This window comes from Xanthobacter sp. DMC47 (assembly GCF_056313845.1).
Window position 1 is genome coordinate 1,521,060 of sequence record NZ_JBQUZM010000004.1, and the last position, 15,155, is coordinate 1,536,214.

General features: G+C 67.1%; 14 protein-coding genes and 2 pseudogenes. 14 read left to right on the forward strand and 2 right to left on the reverse strand.

Annotation, left to right across the window (positions count from 1 at the left end):
• Positions 1–19: 19 nt before the first annotated feature.
• A complete protein-coding gene (locus tag ACT54R_RS18945) occupies positions 20–1,375 on the reverse strand; it encodes a site-specific integrase (protein WP_332116892.1) in 1,356 nt (451 codons plus the stop codon).
• Between the two features lie 500 nt (positions 1,376–1,875).
• Between ACT54R_RS18945 and ACT54R_RS18950 the strand changes: the two are divergent.
• The 14 genes and pseudogenes from ACT54R_RS18950 (at position 1,876) to ACT54R_RS19015 (ending at position 14,696) form a co-directional block, all read left to right on the forward strand.
• Positions 1,876–2,158: pseudogene (locus ACT54R_RS18950) on the forward strand (FitA-like ribbon-helix-helix domain-containing protein).
• Positions 2,122–2,538: pseudogene (locus tag ACT54R_RS18955) on the forward strand (PIN domain-containing protein). Before ACT54R_RS18950 ends, ACT54R_RS18955 begins: the two co-directional pseudogenes overlap by 37 nt.
• A gap of 294 nt (positions 2,539–2,832) precedes the next feature.
• On the forward strand, positions 2,833–4,059 hold the full coding sequence (locus tag ACT54R_RS18960; protein WP_476328742.1) for an ABC transporter substrate-binding protein: 1,227 nt from the start codon (positions 2,833–2,835) through the stop codon (positions 4,057–4,059).
• A 46-nt stretch (positions 4,060–4,105) separates the two neighbouring features.
• Positions 4,106–5,089 (forward strand): amidohydrolase family protein, encoded by a 984-nt coding sequence (locus ACT54R_RS18965; RefSeq protein ID WP_476328744.1) that lies wholly within the window; start codon positions 4,106–4,108, stop codon positions 5,087–5,089.
• 30 nt (positions 5,090–5,119) lie between these two features.
• Positions 5,120–6,661: an aldehyde dehydrogenase gene (locus ACT54R_RS18970; RefSeq protein WP_476328746.1), complete on the forward strand. Its 1,542-nt coding sequence runs from the start codon at positions 5,120–5,122 to the stop codon at positions 6,659–6,661.
• Positions 6,662–6,700: 39 nt separating this feature from the next.
• Positions 6,701–7,552, forward strand: a complete 852-nt coding sequence (locus ACT54R_RS18975; RefSeq protein ID WP_476328748.1) for a branched-chain amino acid ABC transporter permease — start codon at positions 6,701–6,703, stop codon at positions 7,550–7,552.
• A complete protein-coding gene (locus ACT54R_RS18980; RefSeq protein ID WP_476328750.1) occupies positions 7,549–8,538 on the forward strand; it encodes a branched-chain amino acid ABC transporter permease in 990 nt (329 codons plus the stop codon). The genes ACT54R_RS18975 and ACT54R_RS18980 overlap by 4 nt, the downstream gene beginning before the upstream one ends.
• Positions 8,535–9,284, forward strand: a complete 750-nt coding sequence (locus ACT54R_RS18985) for an ABC transporter ATP-binding protein (RefSeq protein WP_476328752.1) — start codon at positions 8,535–8,537, stop codon at positions 9,282–9,284. The genes ACT54R_RS18980 and ACT54R_RS18985 overlap by 4 nt, the downstream gene beginning before the upstream one ends.
• Positions 9,274–9,996: an ABC transporter ATP-binding protein gene (locus ACT54R_RS18990; RefSeq protein ID WP_476328754.1), complete on the forward strand. Its 723-nt coding sequence runs from the start codon at positions 9,274–9,276 to the stop codon at positions 9,994–9,996. The genes ACT54R_RS18985 and ACT54R_RS18990 overlap by 11 nt, the downstream gene beginning before the upstream one ends.
• Positions 9,997–10,169: 173 nt before the next feature.
• Entirely contained in the window at positions 10,170–10,787 is a 618-nt protein-coding gene (locus tag ACT54R_RS18995; protein WP_476328756.1) for a TetR/AcrR family transcriptional regulator, read from the forward strand.
• Between the two features lie 182 nt (positions 10,788–10,969).
• The gene (locus ACT54R_RS19000; protein WP_476328758.1) at positions 10,970–12,244 is read left to right on the forward strand and encodes an FAD binding domain-containing protein; all 1,275 of its coding nucleotides are present in this window, start codon (positions 10,970–10,972) and stop codon (positions 12,242–12,244) included.
• The gene (locus ACT54R_RS19005) at positions 12,241–12,597 is read left to right on the forward strand and encodes a DUF485 domain-containing protein (protein ID WP_476328760.1); all 357 of its coding nucleotides are present in this window, start codon (positions 12,241–12,243) and stop codon (positions 12,595–12,597) included. The genes ACT54R_RS19000 and ACT54R_RS19005 overlap by 4 nt, the downstream gene beginning before the upstream one ends.
• Entirely contained in the window at positions 12,594–14,252 is a 1,659-nt protein-coding gene (actP, locus tag ACT54R_RS19010) for a cation/acetate symporter ActP (protein WP_476328762.1), read from the forward strand. Before ACT54R_RS19005 ends, actP begins: the two co-directional genes overlap by 4 nt.
• Before the next feature lie 27 nt (positions 14,253–14,279).
• On the forward strand, positions 14,280–14,696 hold the full coding sequence (locus tag ACT54R_RS19015) for a cupin domain-containing protein (protein ID WP_476328764.1): 417 nt from the start codon (positions 14,280–14,282) through the stop codon (positions 14,694–14,696).
• A 77-nt stretch (positions 14,697–14,773) separates the two neighbouring features.
• Here the strand turns inward: ACT54R_RS19015 and ACT54R_RS19020 are convergent, their stop codons facing one another.
• Entirely contained in the window at positions 14,774–15,061 is a 288-nt protein-coding gene (locus ACT54R_RS19020; protein WP_476328766.1) for a hypothetical protein, read from the reverse strand.
• Between the last annotated feature and the right edge of the window lie 94 nt (positions 15,062–15,155).

Sequence of the window (15,155 nt, forward strand, 5' to 3'; positions counted from 1 at the left end):
CAACTTCAGTTTTGGCAGCCTAGTGTTCATGTGCATCCGATTGTTCGTTCTGATCTGACATTTCACTCCTGCCTGCCAGTGCTTCAGCAATCTTTCCCGAAATCCGATTAGCCGCGCGACGCGAAGGATCATGTTGCACATGCGCGTAGATCGCCGTTGAGCGTGCATTCGCATGGCCAAGGATGGCTCCTGTCAGGGGTAACCCTTCGCCATAGGAGACGGCGGTAGACCCCATAGTATGCCTCAGCGTATGGGGGGTAACGCCAGGTAGTTCCGCTTTCGCGACGACCCTGGTCCAAACGCCCTTTGTCCCCTGAAAATGGCCATCTCCCCGTTCCGCCGGGAATACGAAGTCGGAACCCGGCTTCCTTGTAATGCCACGCAGCAGCACGATTGCAGCCGCGCCGAGCGGCCGAATGGACTTTCCAGTCTTGCTGTCGTCCAAAACGAGAAGGCCGTGCTCGAAACTCACCTCGTTCCATCGCAGCGCGGCGATCTCGTCGCGACGACAGCCGGTCAAAGCCCACAGGCGTGCAATGTTCAATGCTTTGGCGTTGACTCCCTCCAGTTCCAGCGCGTCGAACGCCTTGCCGAGACGACTGACCTCCTCGAGCGTCAAATACCTATCGCGCCTGTTGTCGGATTTTTTCACAGCAGCAATGTCGCAAGGATTGGAGGACACGATCTTGCGCCGCACAGCAAAGCTAAAAACGGCGGAGAGATCCTTTACGACCTTCCGCGCGGCTCCCTCGCCGCCGCGAACGATGATGCGTTTGCGGAACCCGATTTTCTCATCCTTGGCGGTCTTGCCGTTGGTCACATCCCGCACGAAGCGTTCGATCTCGCCCGCACCAACCTCCGACACACGCTTTCGTCCGAGCAGCGGCACGACATGGTGTCGAAGACGCGCGATCGTGTAAGCCTTGGTGCGGGGCTTCATGGGCTCGCCCTGCCGAATGCCGCGCTGAACGACGCAGCCTTCTTCGTCATAGAGACCGATCAGCTCGGCCATCAGCATTTCGCGACGCTTTGTCTGAAGCTCGCCGGCAGGATCCTCACCTTTCGCGGCTGCGCCGAGCAGAATCTTCGCCTTCTTGCGTGCCTCGTCGACGGTCAAGTTTCCATAGCGGCCGACCGTCTGAAACCGCTTGGGAGCGTTCCGCCCGCCGCCATTGGCGCGGTATCTGATGATGAACGTCTTTGATCCGCTGGGATCTGCTCGGACACCAAACCCGGATAGCTCACTATCCCAAACGAAACGACGCTCATCGTTCGAGACGATGCCATCGACTACCTTTTTTGTGAGCCTTACGGCATTTTCCTTCGTCATTTCCCTGCCTTTCGATCGGCCGACACCATCGAAATTGGTGACCACCTGGTGACCACCTTGACGGAAAATCTCATACCATGTCAGAAAGGCGAATATCAATAACTCACTGAATAATATTGATTATTACAAGTCGGTACAACTGAGGAAAACCCCGGATAACGCTGTCTCCAATTTTGCCAAGGTTGGGGTCGAGGGTTCGAATCCCTTCGCCCGCTCCAGTTTCTCTCAAGAAAATCGGATTGTTGGCAGACGCCCTGCGGGGCATTTGTGCTTACCGACGGCGCTTGGGCCATCTCGGTAAGCAGCCGGCAAGCACGGCAAGGAAAGCCGTGGCGCACTCCAGCGTAGGCGATCTCCCTCCCCGAACGGCAAGCGAAAGCTCGGAAAACTGCTGCGGCTGTTCGGCAGACCACCTCTCCCGCATGGCGGCTCGCCTACAGGCGACTCCGGCGGAGCATAAGCGCCGCCGCAACCCTGCATCTTGAATCTGATGGCAACTCCTCAATTTTGCTATTAACGCGATCAGCCTTACTGGAGGCGCCATCATCCCCGCAGTGACAATCCGCGACCTCGCCGAGGCGACGCATCGCGCCCTGAAGGTACGCGCGGCCCAGCATGGCCGCAGCAGGGAAGCCGAGATGCGCGACATCCTGGAGGCGGCCGTTCGCCCTGACACGCGTCTCCGGCACGCCGCTCGCGGAGCGTAGCCGCCGGCTTGGCCTGACCAATGAGGACATCGATGCCCTCAGTCCGGCATGCGAAAGAACGCCCGCCGAGCCCATGAGCTTCGAATGGTCCTTCTCGACAATGTCATCTCGGAAGCGATGAGGCCCGCGCCCGACGACACCGTGCGGGCGTGACTCGACGAGCAGGCGGCCGAAACGCTCTGCCTCTCCAGCGTCACCATTGACGAACTATTGTTCGGGATCGGTGCGCTGACCGCTGGCAAGCGCAAGGACAGGCTCATCGAGGCTCTGGATGGGGTGATGGAGCTGTTCGCCGGCCGCATCTTGCCGTTCGATGTCGCTGCTGCAAAACGCAGTGACATTGCGGTGAAGACGGGCGCGGCCGGGAAGGTCTTTCCGGCGCCCGACGGCTATATCGCTGCGATCGCGGCCTGCCGGGGCTTTACTGTGGCCACGCGCCACACCAGCGCGTTCGACGCCGCCGGTGTGGCGGTCATCAATCCGTGGAACGTGGACCGCTGAAGACCTTCTGCGGGCGGCACGTGTTGCACCTCACAGCCCGGCGGAGGCGACCTGCCAGCGCGAACCCTTACGCGTTTTACACTGCACCCCGCTCAAAAATCATACGCTTCATCCCGCGTTGTTCTCCGCATTGTTTCCTGATGACTTGCACGTTCCCAGCAACGCCTGCGGGAGGCACACCACCCCGGGCGCCTTAGCTCCCCCGTCACATCTCGCAGCGAACCGCCTTGACGCAGATCACCTCCCATGCAAATAGTGATCGAACGATAAATAAAAATCGTCCGGGAGGATAATATGATCTCAAGGAGAGGATTCCTGGGAGCGACGGCGGCTGCCGTCTCCTATGGCGCGCTGCCCGCGATGGCCCAGCAACAGCCCATTCGCGTCGGCATGCTCACGATCAAATCCGGCGCGCTGGCCGCAGGCGGCCGGCAGATGGAGGACGGCTTCCGCCTCTTCCTGCGCGAGCGCGCCGAGCGCGTCGCCGGGCGTCCGGTGGAATTCATCGTGGCCGATACGGGCGGCCAGCCGGCGCTCGCCAAGACGCGGGCGCAGGAACTGGTGCAGCGCTCCGGCGTCCAGGTCGTGGTGGGGCCGGTGGCGGCCTTCGAGGCCCTGGCAATCAACGATTACTTGCAGGAAGCCGAAGTTCCCTTTCTGTGCTGCTCGGCCGCCGCGGAAGATCTGACCCAGCGCCGCCTGAACCCGTGGTTCGTGCGCACCTCCTCCACCTCCGCCCAGCCGTGCCACCCGCTCGGCGACTATGTGGCGCGGGAGCTGAAGTACAAGAAGATCGTCGCCATCGCCGACGATTTCGCCTTCGGCCAGGAGCAGACGTCAGGTTTCCAGCGCACGTTCGAGGCGGCCGGCGGCACCCTCGTCAAGAAATTGTGGGCGCCGCTGAATGTGGCGGACTACGGCTCCTACATCTCGCAGATCGGCGAGCCCGACGCCGTCTTCGCGGCCTTCGCCGGAGCGAACGGACTGCGCTTCCTGCGGCAGTATTCGGAATATGGCCTGAAGGGAAAAATCCCCCTCATCGGCTCCATGACGACCGTGGACGAGGGCGTGCTGCACAGCATGGGTGACGAGGCCATCGGCATCATCTCCGCCGGCTGGTATTCGGCCGCTCTGCCTGGCGAGGCCAATGCGCGCTTCGTCGATGCGCTGCGCAAGCAGACGGGCGTCGATCCTGGCTTCTATTCCGAAGGCGCCTATTCGGCGGGCCTTGCCCTTGAGGCCGCCCTCAAGGCGGTGGACGGCAGGATCGAGGACAAGCAGGCGTTCATGAACGCCCTGCGCAAGGTGGACATCAAGGACGATCCGCGCGGCCCGTGGCGGCTCGATGCTTACGGCAACCCCATCGAGAATATCTACATCCGCAGGACGGAACGTCGCGACGGACGGCTGATGAACACGGTCATCAAGACCTACGAGAACGTCTCGCAGTTCTGGACCTACAAGCCGGAAGCCTTCCTCGCCGCGCCAGTCTACTCGCGCAGCGAGCCGACCAGGCTCTGAGCGCGCCGCCCCGCGCCCCCTGCCCCACCCTTGCGAGCACCGTTCCATGATCGTCGACGCCCATAATCACGTCATGCCGGAGGCCATCATCCGGCACCTCGAAACCCAGGCGGATGTCTTCGGCGTCCGGGTGGACCGCGCGGAGGGCGCGACGCGCCTCGCCCATCGGGAGGGCTTCGCCTATCCCCTGTTCGAGGAATTTCTCACCCCCTCAGCGAAGATCGAGGCACTGGACCGCCGGGGCCTCGATGCCGCGATCATCTCGCCCTCGCCCACCCTCTTCTTCTACCGCGTGCCGCCGCAGGCTGAGGCGGACTTCGTAAGGCGCCTGAACGACGAGATCGCGACCTTCGCCGCCGCCGCGCCCCAGCGGCTGCGGCCCATGGGCACCCTGCCCATGCAGTCGCCCGATGCGGCGGTGGCAGAGCTGGAGCGCATCGTCGCCGATCTCGGCATGCGCGCGGTGATGATCGGCTGCCACATCGACGGCGCCGCCCTCTCCGAGCCGAAGTTCCGCCCCGTCCTGCGGCGCGCGGCGGAACTGGGGGTGCTCATCCTCACCCACCCCTATTACTTCGGAACCAAGGCCGGTTTCGAGAAATACTACCTCACGAACCTTGCCGGAAATCCGCTCGACACGGCCATCATGGCGGCGGACCTGATCTTCGGCGGGGTGATGGACGAGCTTCCCGACCTGAAGGTCGCGCTCTCCCACGGCGGCGGCTTCCTGCCCTATCAGATCGGCCGCCTCGTCCACGGCTGGAAGGTGCGGCGCGAGGCGCAGACCATTCCGACATCCCCGAAAGAGCTGTTCCGGCGCTTCTATTTCGACACCATCACCCATGATGCCGGGGCGCTCGCCTATCTCATCGATCTCGTCGGTCCGGAGCATGTGCTGCTCGGAACCGACATCCCCTTCGACATGGCGGACGAGACCGCGCTCGACACGCTCGATGCCGTGCCCGGCCTCTCCGCCGATGCACGCGCGCGCATCGCCGGCGGCAACGCCTGGGCTCTGACCGGCGGCTGACCGCCGCATCCCGACGCAACGGAGACACACATGGCACTCACCCTGGAACCGGCTTCGGCCGGAACGCCCCGTCACGACCTGATCAAGGGCCTGTTCATCGACGGCCGCATGGTCGATCCCGGCCCGCGCGCGCTCATGAACATCACCGCGCCGCGCGACGGCACCACCATCGCGCAAGTCATTGAGGCGACGGCCGAGGATGTGGACCGCGCGGTGGCCAGCGCCGATGCGGCGTTTCGCTCCAAGGAGTGGCGCGGCATGTCGGTGCGCACCCGCGCGCGCCTCGTCAACAAGCTCGCCGATGTGATGGAGGCCCATCTCGACGAATTGTTCGAGCTGGAGACGCTGAACAACGGCCGGCCCGTGCGGGAGACCCGCGCCCAGCTCGCCCGCGTGCCGGACCTGTTCCGCTACAATGCCGGCCTGGCCATGGCGCGGCGCGACGACGTGATCCCGGTGGAGGGCGATTATCTCACCTACGCCCGCCGCCTGCCGGTGGGCGTGGTGGCCAATGTCACGCCCTTCAACCATCCGCTGCTGATTGCCTGCCGGAACCTTGCGCCCACCTTCGCCTCGGGCTGCACCACGGTGGTGAAACCCTCCGAATACACGCCGCTAACCACGCTGCGCCTCGCCGAGATCTTCTCGGAAGCCGGCCTGCCGCCGGGCGTGTTCAATGTGGTGACCGGTCCCGGCGCCGTCACGGGGCGTGCGCTGTCGGAGCATCCCGGCATCCGCAAGCTGGTGCTCACCGGCGGCACCGAAGCCGGCCGCCGGGCGGGCGCCGCCGCCGCCGGCAATTTCGCCCGCCAGACGCTCGAACTCGGCGGCAAGACGCCGGTGGTGGTTTTTGACGATTTCGACCTCGACCAGGCGGTGAACTATGCCGCGTTCGGGGCCTTCGTAGGCGCGGGGCAGACCTGCGTCTGCGCCGCGCGGCACATCGTGCAGCGATCCATCTACGATGCGTTCGTTGAAAAGCTCGCCGCCAAGGCGAAGGCCATCACCGTCGGCGACCCCTTCGATGCCGCCACCCAGATGGGGCCGGTGATCTCCGAGCGACAGCGCGCCCGCGTGCTGGATTTTGCCCGCATCGGCCTTGAGGAGGGCGCGCGGCTGGTGGCGGGCGGGCGCGTGCCGCCGGCGCTCGACGGCAGCCACGGCTTCTATGTGGAGCCCACCGTCTTCGCCGACGTGGACCCGCGCATGCGCATCTTCCAGGAGGAGGTGTTCGGCCCGTTCACGGTGGTGACGCCGTTCGACACCGAGGACGATGCGGTGCGCATCGCCAACGACAGCCCCTATGGCCTCGCCGCCGCCATCCGCACCCGCGACATCGCCCGCGCCCACCGCGTGGCCGACCGCATCGAGGCCGGCATCGTCTGGATCAACGACCACCACCGGGTGGACGCGGCCTCGCCCTGGGGCGGCTTCAAGCTCTCCGGCATCGGCCGCGAGTTCGGGAAAGAGGCGTTCGACGCCTATTTCGACGTGAAGGCGGTGATGGTGAACGTCGGCGACCAGCCGTTCGACTGGTTCGACATGAGCGCCCCCACCCAACGGCTGAACTGAAACCGACCGCCCCCGCGGCGGCCCCTGGAGATGGGCTCCATGTTCTGGATCAACGGTTTCCTGAACAGCTTCGCATTCGGCGCGATCCTGTTCCTGCTGGCGGTCGGGTTTTCCCTGATCTTCGGCCTCATGCGGGTCGCGAACCTCGCCCACGGCGCCCTGTTCATGCTGGGGGGCTACATCGCCACATCGGCGGTGGGGCTCGGGTTCGCGGGGGCGGTGCTGGCGGCGGGGGCGGCGTGCGCCGTCTTCGGCGGCATCCTGGAGCGCACGCTCATCCGCCGCCTCGCGGGGCGCGAGCTGGCTCAGGTGCTGGGCACGCTCGGCCTCGCCTTCATCATCGCCGACCAGTGCCTGCTCATCTGGTCGGGCGATCCCATCGCCCAGCCGGCGCCGGAGGCGCTGCGCGGCGCGGTGGGATTCGGCGGCATCGTCTTTCCCGCCTATCGGCTGGCGCTGGTGGCGCTGGCGCTGGTGGCGTTCGTGGGCATCTGGGCGCTGGTGGAGCGCACGACGCTGGGTGCCCGCATCCGCGCGGCGGTGGACGACCGGGAGATGGCGAGGGCCATGGGCATTCCGGTGTCGCGCCTGTTTACCATGGTGTTCTGCCTCGGCGCCGGCCTCGCCGGCATCGGCGGGGCGCTCGCGGCGCCCATCATGTCGGTCTATCCGGGCCTTGATTCCGAAATGCTGCCGCTGGCGCTGCTGGTGGTCATCCTCGGCGGCATCGGCTCGCTCACGGGGGCGCTGGCGGGCAGCCTCGTCATCGGGCTCGTCTACACCTTCGGCCAGATGCTGCTGCCCGATCTCGCCTACGTCATCCTCTTCCTGCCCATGGTGGTGGTACTCGCCGTGCGGCCCCAGGGCTTCTTCGGGAGGCAAGCCGCATGAAAAACCCCGGCCTCAAGACCCTCGGCATCCTCCTTATCTGCGCGGCGGCGGTTCCCCTCGTGCTGCCCGGGCCGTTCTATCTCTCCATCGCCACACAGGTTCTCGTCTACGGCCTGTTCGCGGTGAGCGTGAACCTCATCGCCGGCTATTGCGGCATGGTCTCGCTGGGCCACGCCGCCTTCCTCGGCATCGCCGGCTATGCGTTCGCGCTGCTGACGACCAGCACCGGCTGGCCGCTCTGGGCGGCGATCCCGGCGGCGGTGGCGCTCTCGGTGGTGGCGGGTGCGCTGTTCGGCCTTGTGGCGCTGCGCACCTCGGGCCTGAGCTTCCTGATGATCACCCTCGCGCTGGGCCAGATCGTGTGGGGCATCGCATTCCGCTACGTGGACCTCACGAATGGCGAGAACGGCATCTCCATGCCCCGTTTCCAGGGGCTGCTCGCCAACGGCACGGGGCTCTATTATCTGTGCCTCGTGGTGACGGGGGGCTGCCTTGCGCTCGTCACCATCCTCGCCGGCTCGCCGCTCGGCGCCTCCATGCAGGGCGTGCGCGACCAGCCGCGCCGCATGAGTACGCTGGGCTATGACGTGTGGCGCATCCGCTATGCGGCCTATGTGCTCTCGGCCTGCCTCGCCGGCATCGCGGGCGTGCTCTACATGCTGCTGTTCCGCTTCATCAGCCCGCACACGCTGTCGCTCACCGTCTCGTCGGAAGCGGTGCTGATGGTGATCGCCGGTGGACTCGGCACCACCTTCGGGCCCATCGTCGGCGCGGCGCTGGTGGTGCTGCTGAAGAATGTCGCGAGCGCCTATACGGATCGCTGGCCGACGCTGCTCGGCCTCATCTTCCTGTTCATCATCGTGGTGGTGCCGGAAGGGCTGCTGCCCGGCGCGCGGCGGCTGATGCGCACGCTTGGCGCGCGCCTCGCCACGCGGCGCGGGCCGACGGCGATTCCCGCCACCCCCGTCAAGGAGGCTCGCCCGTGACCGCGCCCACTGCCGCACTCCGCATCGACGATCTGCACAAGAGCTTCGGCGGCCTTCACGTCATCCAGGGCGTGAACTTCACCGTGGCGCCCGGCGAGCGGCGCCTGCTGCTCGGCCCCAACGGCGCGGGCAAGACCACGCTGTTCAACCTCATCGCCGGCGATCTCAGGCCCACGGCGGGTCAGATCCGCATCGCGGAGGAGGACGTGTCGGCCCTCCCGACCTTCCGGCGCGCGGCGCGGGGCATCGGCCGCACCTTCCAGATCCTCACCCTGTTCGCGCGCGAGAGCGTGATCGGCAACGTCATCATGGCCCTCCTCGGCGGACGTCCGCAGCGCTGGAAGCCCTATGGCGCGGTGGCGAGCGACCCGGCCCTGCGGCGCGAGGCGCTGGAGGTGCTGGCGCGGGTGCGGCTCGACACGCTGGCCGACCGGCCGGTCTCGGAGACCTCCTACGGCGAAAAGCGCCGGCTGGAGATCGCCATGGCGCTGGCGCAGGCGCCGCGTATTCTTCTACTGGACGAGCCGCTCGCCGGCCTCTCCAAGGAAGAGCGCGGCACGGTGAGCGCGCTTTTGGCCGAGCTGCCGCGCGACCTCACCATCCTGATGATCGAGCACGACATGGATGTCGCGCTCGCCTTCGCCGAGAAGATCGCCCTCCTGCATTACGGCCGCCTGATCGTGGACGGCACGCGCGAGGAGGTGATCGCGGACCCGAGGACACGGGAGGCCTATCTTGCCCAGTGATGCCGCGCTCTCGCTCTCCGGTCTGAACGCCTTCTATGGCGACAGCCACATCCTGCACGACGTGTCGCTGGAGGTGGCGCCGGGGCGCATCCTCGCTCTGCTCGGCCGCAACGGCGCGGGCAAGACCACCTGCATGAACGCCCTCGCCGGGCTGCTGCCCACCCGCACCGGGCGGATCGTGCTCAACGGGCGGGACATCTCGGCCTTCTCGCCCGAGGCCATCTGCCGGGCAGGGCTCGCGCTGGTGCCGCAGGGGCGGCGCATCTTCCGCAGCCTCAGCGTGGAGGAGAATCTCGCCGTCGCCCGCTGCGCCCGCCCGCCGGACGGGCGGGTGGCATGGACCGACGACGACATCTTCGGCCTCTTCCCCCGCCTGAAGGAGCGGCGCCGGCACCCGGCCGGGCTCATGTCCGGCGGCGAGCAGCAGATGCTGGCCATCGGCCGGGCGCTGGTGACCGCGCCGCGCGTGCTGCTGATGGACGAGCCGACAGAAGGCCTCGCCCCGCAGATCGTCGCCGAGGTGGGCGCCATTGTCGGCCGGCTGCGGGCCGCCGGGCTGTCGGTGATCCTGGTGGAGCAGCACATGGCCTTCGCCCTGAAGCTCGCCGACGAGGTGGTGGTCATCAGCACCGGGCGGGTGGTGGACAAGGCCCCGGCGGCCGCCTTCCAGGCCGATCCGGCCCGGCTGGAGGAGCATCTCGGCGTCCACTGACGGCGGCAGGACACGGCACCTGACCTCCCGGCATCTCGTCGCAGGGTGATGAATCGCACGCGAGCCGTGCTAGGATTGATCGTCCGATAAAGACCGGGTGCCCCTTGCCGTCCTCAAAAGCCCCCTCCCCCCAGCGTCGTCGCCTGTCCCCCGCGGACCGGGAGCGGGATATCGTGGCGGGGGCGGTGGCCTTCTTCGCCGAATTCGGCTTCGACGGCGCGACGCGGGATCTGGCCCAGCGGCTCGGCATCACCCAGCCGCTGCTCTACCGCTATTTTCCCGGCAAGGATGCGCTGCTCGACCGGGTCTATCAGGAGGTTTACCAGAGCCGCTGGCAGGCCGAGTGGGAAACCGCCATCGCCGACCGCTCCATCCCCATCGAGGAGCGGCTGAAGCGCTTCTACCGGGCCTATGCCGCCGTCATCCAGACCTATGAATGGGTGCGGCTGTTCATGTTCGCCGGCCTCAAGGGGCTGGACTTCAACAGCCGCTATCTCGCCTTCCTGCGCGCCCGCCTGTTCGAGCGCATGGTGATCGAGATCCGCGCCGCCAACGGCCTCGACGAGAAAGCCCCGGTGAGCGAGGAAGAGATCGAGCTGATCTGGTCGCTGCACGCCGGCATCTTCTACATCGGCGTGCGCAAGTTCATCTACGGCATGCCCATCCCCGCCGATCCCGAAGCGGACATCGACGTGAAGGTCAATGCCTTCCTCAACGGCGCCCCGGCGGCCTTCGCCTCGGTGATCGACCGGGCCAAGCCCGCGCGCAAGAAGGTCGCCGCCCGGAAATAATCATTTGATAAATTAATTTGACGCCGGTCAAATTCCGCGCCACTATCTATCATCCGATAAATAATCGGACGCTTTCGCACAGACCGGCCACCGGCGATGCGACGCGACCACACGAAGGCTCGCGCGGGCCGGCCCTCGCACAGGCGAGACGCTGCCGCCCTCAGGAGCCGAGGGAGGACACCATGCCAACGCACACAAACGCCGGGCCGCAGGCGCGCACCGCCGCGCCCCCCGCGCGCCCCAAGCGCGCCGTCATCATCGGCGGCTCAATCTGCGGCCTCTTCGCCGCGCTGCTGCTGCGCAAGGCGGGCTGGGACGTGGCCGTCTTCGAGCGCATCGGCAGCGAGCTCGCCGGGCGCGGGGCCGGCATCGTCACCCATCCCGAGCTGTTCGACGTCATCGGCAAGGCCGGCATCGACGTCACCGAGGCCCGCGTGGGTGTGGGCGTCAGCGGGCGGCGGGTGTTCGGGCCGGATGGGCGCATCACCGGCCAGCTCGACCTGCCGCAGGTGCTCACCTCCTGGGGTCACCTCTACCGCCTGCTGCGCTCCGCCCTGCCGGACGATAGCTACCACCACGGCCGCAACCTCGTGCGCGTCGAGGACGGCGCCGAGCGCGTGCGCGCCACCTTCGCCGATGGCGCGGTGGAGGAGGCAGACCTGCTGGTGGGCACGGACGGCCTGTTCTCCACCGTGCGCGCCGCCTTCCTGCCGGAGGCCAAGCCCACCTATGCGGGCTATGTGGCCTGGCGCGGGCTGGTGGACGAGAGCGCGCTCTCGCCGGAAACCCGCGCCGCGCTCTGCGGCCACTTCTCCTTCAGCCTGCCGCCGGGCGAGCAGATGCTCGGCTATCCCGTCGCCGGCGCGGACGAGCAGCTGGACGAAGGTCACCGCCGCTACAATTTCGTCTGGTATCGCCCCGCCGCCAGCGACGGGCAGCTTGCCGAGCTGCTGACCGATGTGGATGGCACGCGCCATCCCCTCTCCATTCCCCCGCACCTCATCCGGCCCGAGGTGGTGGCGGGCATGCGCTCCGATGCGCACCGCCTGCTCGCGCCCCAGTTCGCCGAGGTGGTGGAGCGCACGCAGCAGCCCTTCCTCCAGGCGATCCAGGATCTGGAAAGCCCGCGCCTGCGCCTCTCGCCCCATGTGGTGATCCTGGGCGATGCCGCCTTCGTCGCGCGCCCCCATGTGGGCATGGGCGTGACCAAGGCCGCCGCCGATGCCGCCGCCCTCGCTGACGCGCTCGCGGACGGGAACGATGTGGAAGCCGCGCTTGCCGCCTTCGAGGCGAAGCGCCTCGCCTTCGGCCGCGCGGTGGTGCAGCGGGCCCGGCATCTCGGCGCCTACATGCAGGCGCAGATCCTCGACGAGGAGCAACGAGCTCGCGCCGAGCGCCACCGCCATCCCGAGGCGGTGATGAGCGAAACCGCCGTCGCCACGGGGATTGCCGCATGAAGCCCGACGGCGCCTTCCCCCCGCGCCCTCACGCGCGGCCGCTCGATGCCGCCGCGCGCATCGAGGCGATCCGGCAGAACCCCAATTTCCGCCGCCTCGCCGCCATCCGCGCGCGGCTCGGCCTCTCCATGGCCGCGCTGATGGCGACGCTCTATTTCGCCTACATCCTCACCGTGGCGCTGAAGCCCGCCGCCCTCGGCACGCCGGTGCTGCCGGATGCGGTCTCCACCTGGGGCATCGTCGCAGGCGTCGGCCTGCTCGGCCTCGGCTTCGTGCTGACGGCAATCTATGTCGCCGTCGCCAACCGCACCTTCGACCGCCTCACCCAGAACCTCAGGGAGGACGTGCAATGAAACGGCCTCAGCTCAACCGCGCGGCGCTCGCCGCCGTCACGCTGGCCTTCGCAGCGACGCCCGCCGCTGCGGCCGGCGCCATCGAAGGCGGCGCCCGCCAGCCCATCAATCCGGTGGCGATCACCCTCTTCCTGTTGTTCGTGGCGGTGAGCCTCGGCGTCACCTGGTGGGCGGCCCGCAAAGGCACCGGCGGCGCGCAGGACTACTACGCGGCCGGCGGCGGCCTCAGCGGCTTCAAGAACGGCCTCGCCATCGCCGGCGACTACACCTCCGCCGCGACCTTCCTCGGCGTGACGGCGCTGGTCTATTCCTCCGGCTATGACGGCATGATCTACGCCATCGGGTTCCTGGTGGGCTTCCCGATGATCCTGTTCCTCATCGCCGAGCCGCTGCGCAATCTCGGGCGCTACACCTTCGCCGATGTGGCCGCGTATCGCCTTTCGGAAGTACCGGTGCGGGTGGTGGCGGCCACCAACACCCTGGTCATCGTACTGCTCTATCTCATCGCCCAGATGGTGGGGGCCGGAAAGCTCATCGAGCTGCTGTTCGGCCTGCCCTATTGGGTGGCGGTGGGCCTCGTGGGCCTGCTGATGATGGCCTATGTGACCTTCGGCGGCATGCTGGCCACCACCTGGGTGCAGATCATCAAGGCCGTGCTGCTGCTCACCGGCTCGGTGGTGATGTCGCTGCTCATCCTCGGCCATTTCGGCTTCAGCCTGGAGGCGCTGTTCGCTCGCGCCGCCGCGCTGCACCCCAAGGGCATGGCCATCATGGCGCCAGGCGGGCTGGTGAAGGACCCCATCTCCGCCATCTCGCTGGGCGTCGCCCTGGTGTTCGGCACCGCCGGGCTGCCGCACATCCTGATGCGCTTCTTCACCGTGGCCGATGCCCGGCAGGCGCGCACCTCCGTGCTGGTGGCGACGGGCTTCATCAGCATCTTCTATACGCTGCTGTTCGTGCTCGGCTTCGGCGCCATCGCCTTCGTCATGTCGGACCCGAGCTTCAAGGACGCGACCGGGGCGGTGGTGGGCGGCACCAACATGGTGGCCCTGCACCTCGCCAACGCGCTCGGCGGGTCGGTGCTGCTCGGCTTCATCTCGGCGGTGGCGTTCGCCACCATCCTCGCGGTGGTGTCGGGCCTCACCATCGCCGGGGCGTCGGCGGCGAGCCACGATCTCTATGCCCGCGTCATCCGGCGCGGCAAGGCCTCGGAACAGGAGGAAGTGCGGGTCTCCAAGGCGGCGGCAGTGGTCATCAGCCTGCTCGCCATGGCGCTCGGGCTTCTGTTCGAGAACCAGAACATCGCCTTCATGGTGGGCCTCGTCTTCGCCATCGCGGCGAGCGCGAACTTTCCCGTCATCGTGCTGTCGGTTTCCTGGCCGGGCCTGACCACGCGCGGCGCCGTGACCGGCTCGGTGACGGGTCTCGTGGTCGCCCTCGTGCTCGTGGCGCTGAGCCCGAGCGTGTGGACGACCACGCTGAAGCTCGGCCCCGCGCCGTTCCCCTATGACAACCCCGCACTGTTCTCCGTTCCGCTCGCCTTCCTCGTGTCGATCCTCGTCTCGCTGGCGGATCGCAGCACGGCGGCCGAGCGCGTGCGCGCCGCCTTCGCCGCCCAGAACGTGCGGGCGCAGACCGGCTTCGCGGTGGACTGAAATACCAGACAGACAGGGAGAAACGACATGAACATCGCCACCAACGCCACCTTCGCCACCATCGAGGCCCCGCGCGACTGGCCGGAGGCCCAGCGGGCCGACCTGCACGCCAGCCGTGGCAACGGCCGCGTCGGCAGCCGCCTCGTCTCGCAGAGCGACCGCGTGCGGGTGTGGCACCTCGCCCTGAAGCCCGGCGAGCGCATCGGCTTCCATACCCATGTGCTCGACTATTTCTGGACGGCGGTGACCGGCGGGCGCGCCCGCTCCCACTATGCCGACGGACGGGTCGCCGAGGTGACCTATGAGGCCGGCGACACCAAGCATCACCATTTCGGCCCGGGCGAGTTCATGATGCATGACCTCACCAACATCGGGGACACCGAACTGGTGTTCACCACCGTCGAGTTCCTGGACAGCGACAACGCGCCGCTGAAGGTCGACTGAGACCGGGGTCACACCCGTCCGCGCAAAAGAAAAGGGGTCGCCGAGGCGACCCCTTTTTGGTTTCAGGACGACGCCGATCAATTGTCGTCGGCGTCGTGGGCGGGGCCGGACTGGGCGCTGCCGATCTCGAAGGGGCGCTCGGAGACATAATAGGGACCGGGGGTGCCGAAGGCGCTGGGACGCTCGAGCCGGCGCTGCTCGCGGGCCACGGCCGCCGGGGAGGTGGGGGTCAGGCTCCCCTGCGCGGAAACCGCATACTGCTCCATGTTCTCCTTCTGGACGGTCGGGTCGGCGAAAGCCGAACCCATGGACGAGACGAGCACCACGGCGACACCAGCGGCGAGGACAGCAGACTTGATGGACATTGCAAGCACTCCGTTGTTGATGAGATGAATTTAGAAGGCGTCCGCCAAGACGAAAACTATCCTGTGATTTATTCTTCTCATCTGCTTTTATAGA

What these genes read in the sequence shown, in the direction of transcription:
- ACT54R_RS18960 (WP_476328742.1), top strand. Translation starts at nt 2,833, where the DNA reads ATGATCTCAAGGAGAGGATTCCTGGGAGCGACGGCGGCTGCCGTCTCC.
- ACT54R_RS18965 (WP_476328744.1), top strand. Translation starts at nt 4,106, where the DNA reads ATGATCGTCGACGCCCATAATCACGTCATGCCGGAGGCCATCATCCGG.
- ACT54R_RS18970 (WP_476328746.1), top strand. Translation starts at nt 5,120, where the DNA reads ATGGCACTCACCCTGGAACCGGCTTCGGCCGGAACGCCCCGTCACGAC.
- ACT54R_RS18975 (WP_476328748.1), top strand. Translation starts at nt 6,701, where the DNA reads ATGTTCTGGATCAACGGTTTCCTGAACAGCTTCGCATTCGGCGCGATC.
- ACT54R_RS18980 (WP_476328750.1), top strand. Translation starts at nt 7,549, where the DNA reads ATGAAAAACCCCGGCCTCAAGACCCTCGGCATCCTCCTTATCTGCGCG.
- ACT54R_RS19000 (WP_476328758.1), top strand. Translation starts at nt 10,970, where the DNA reads ATGCCAACGCACACAAACGCCGGGCCGCAGGCGCGCACCGCCGCGCCC.
- ACT54R_RS19005 (WP_476328760.1), top strand. Translation starts at nt 12,241, where the DNA reads ATGAAGCCCGACGGCGCCTTCCCCCCGCGCCCTCACGCGCGGCCGCTC.
- actP (WP_476328762.1), top strand. Translation starts at nt 12,594, where the DNA reads ATGAAACGGCCTCAGCTCAACCGCGCGGCGCTCGCCGCCGTCACGCTG.
- ACT54R_RS19015 (WP_476328764.1), top strand. Translation starts at nt 14,280, where the DNA reads ATGAACATCGCCACCAACGCCACCTTCGCCACCATCGAGGCCCCGCGC.
- ACT54R_RS19020 (WP_476328766.1), bottom strand. Translation starts at nt 15,061, where the DNA reads ATGTCCATCAAGTCTGCTGTCCTCGCCGCTGGTGTCGCCGTGGTGCTC.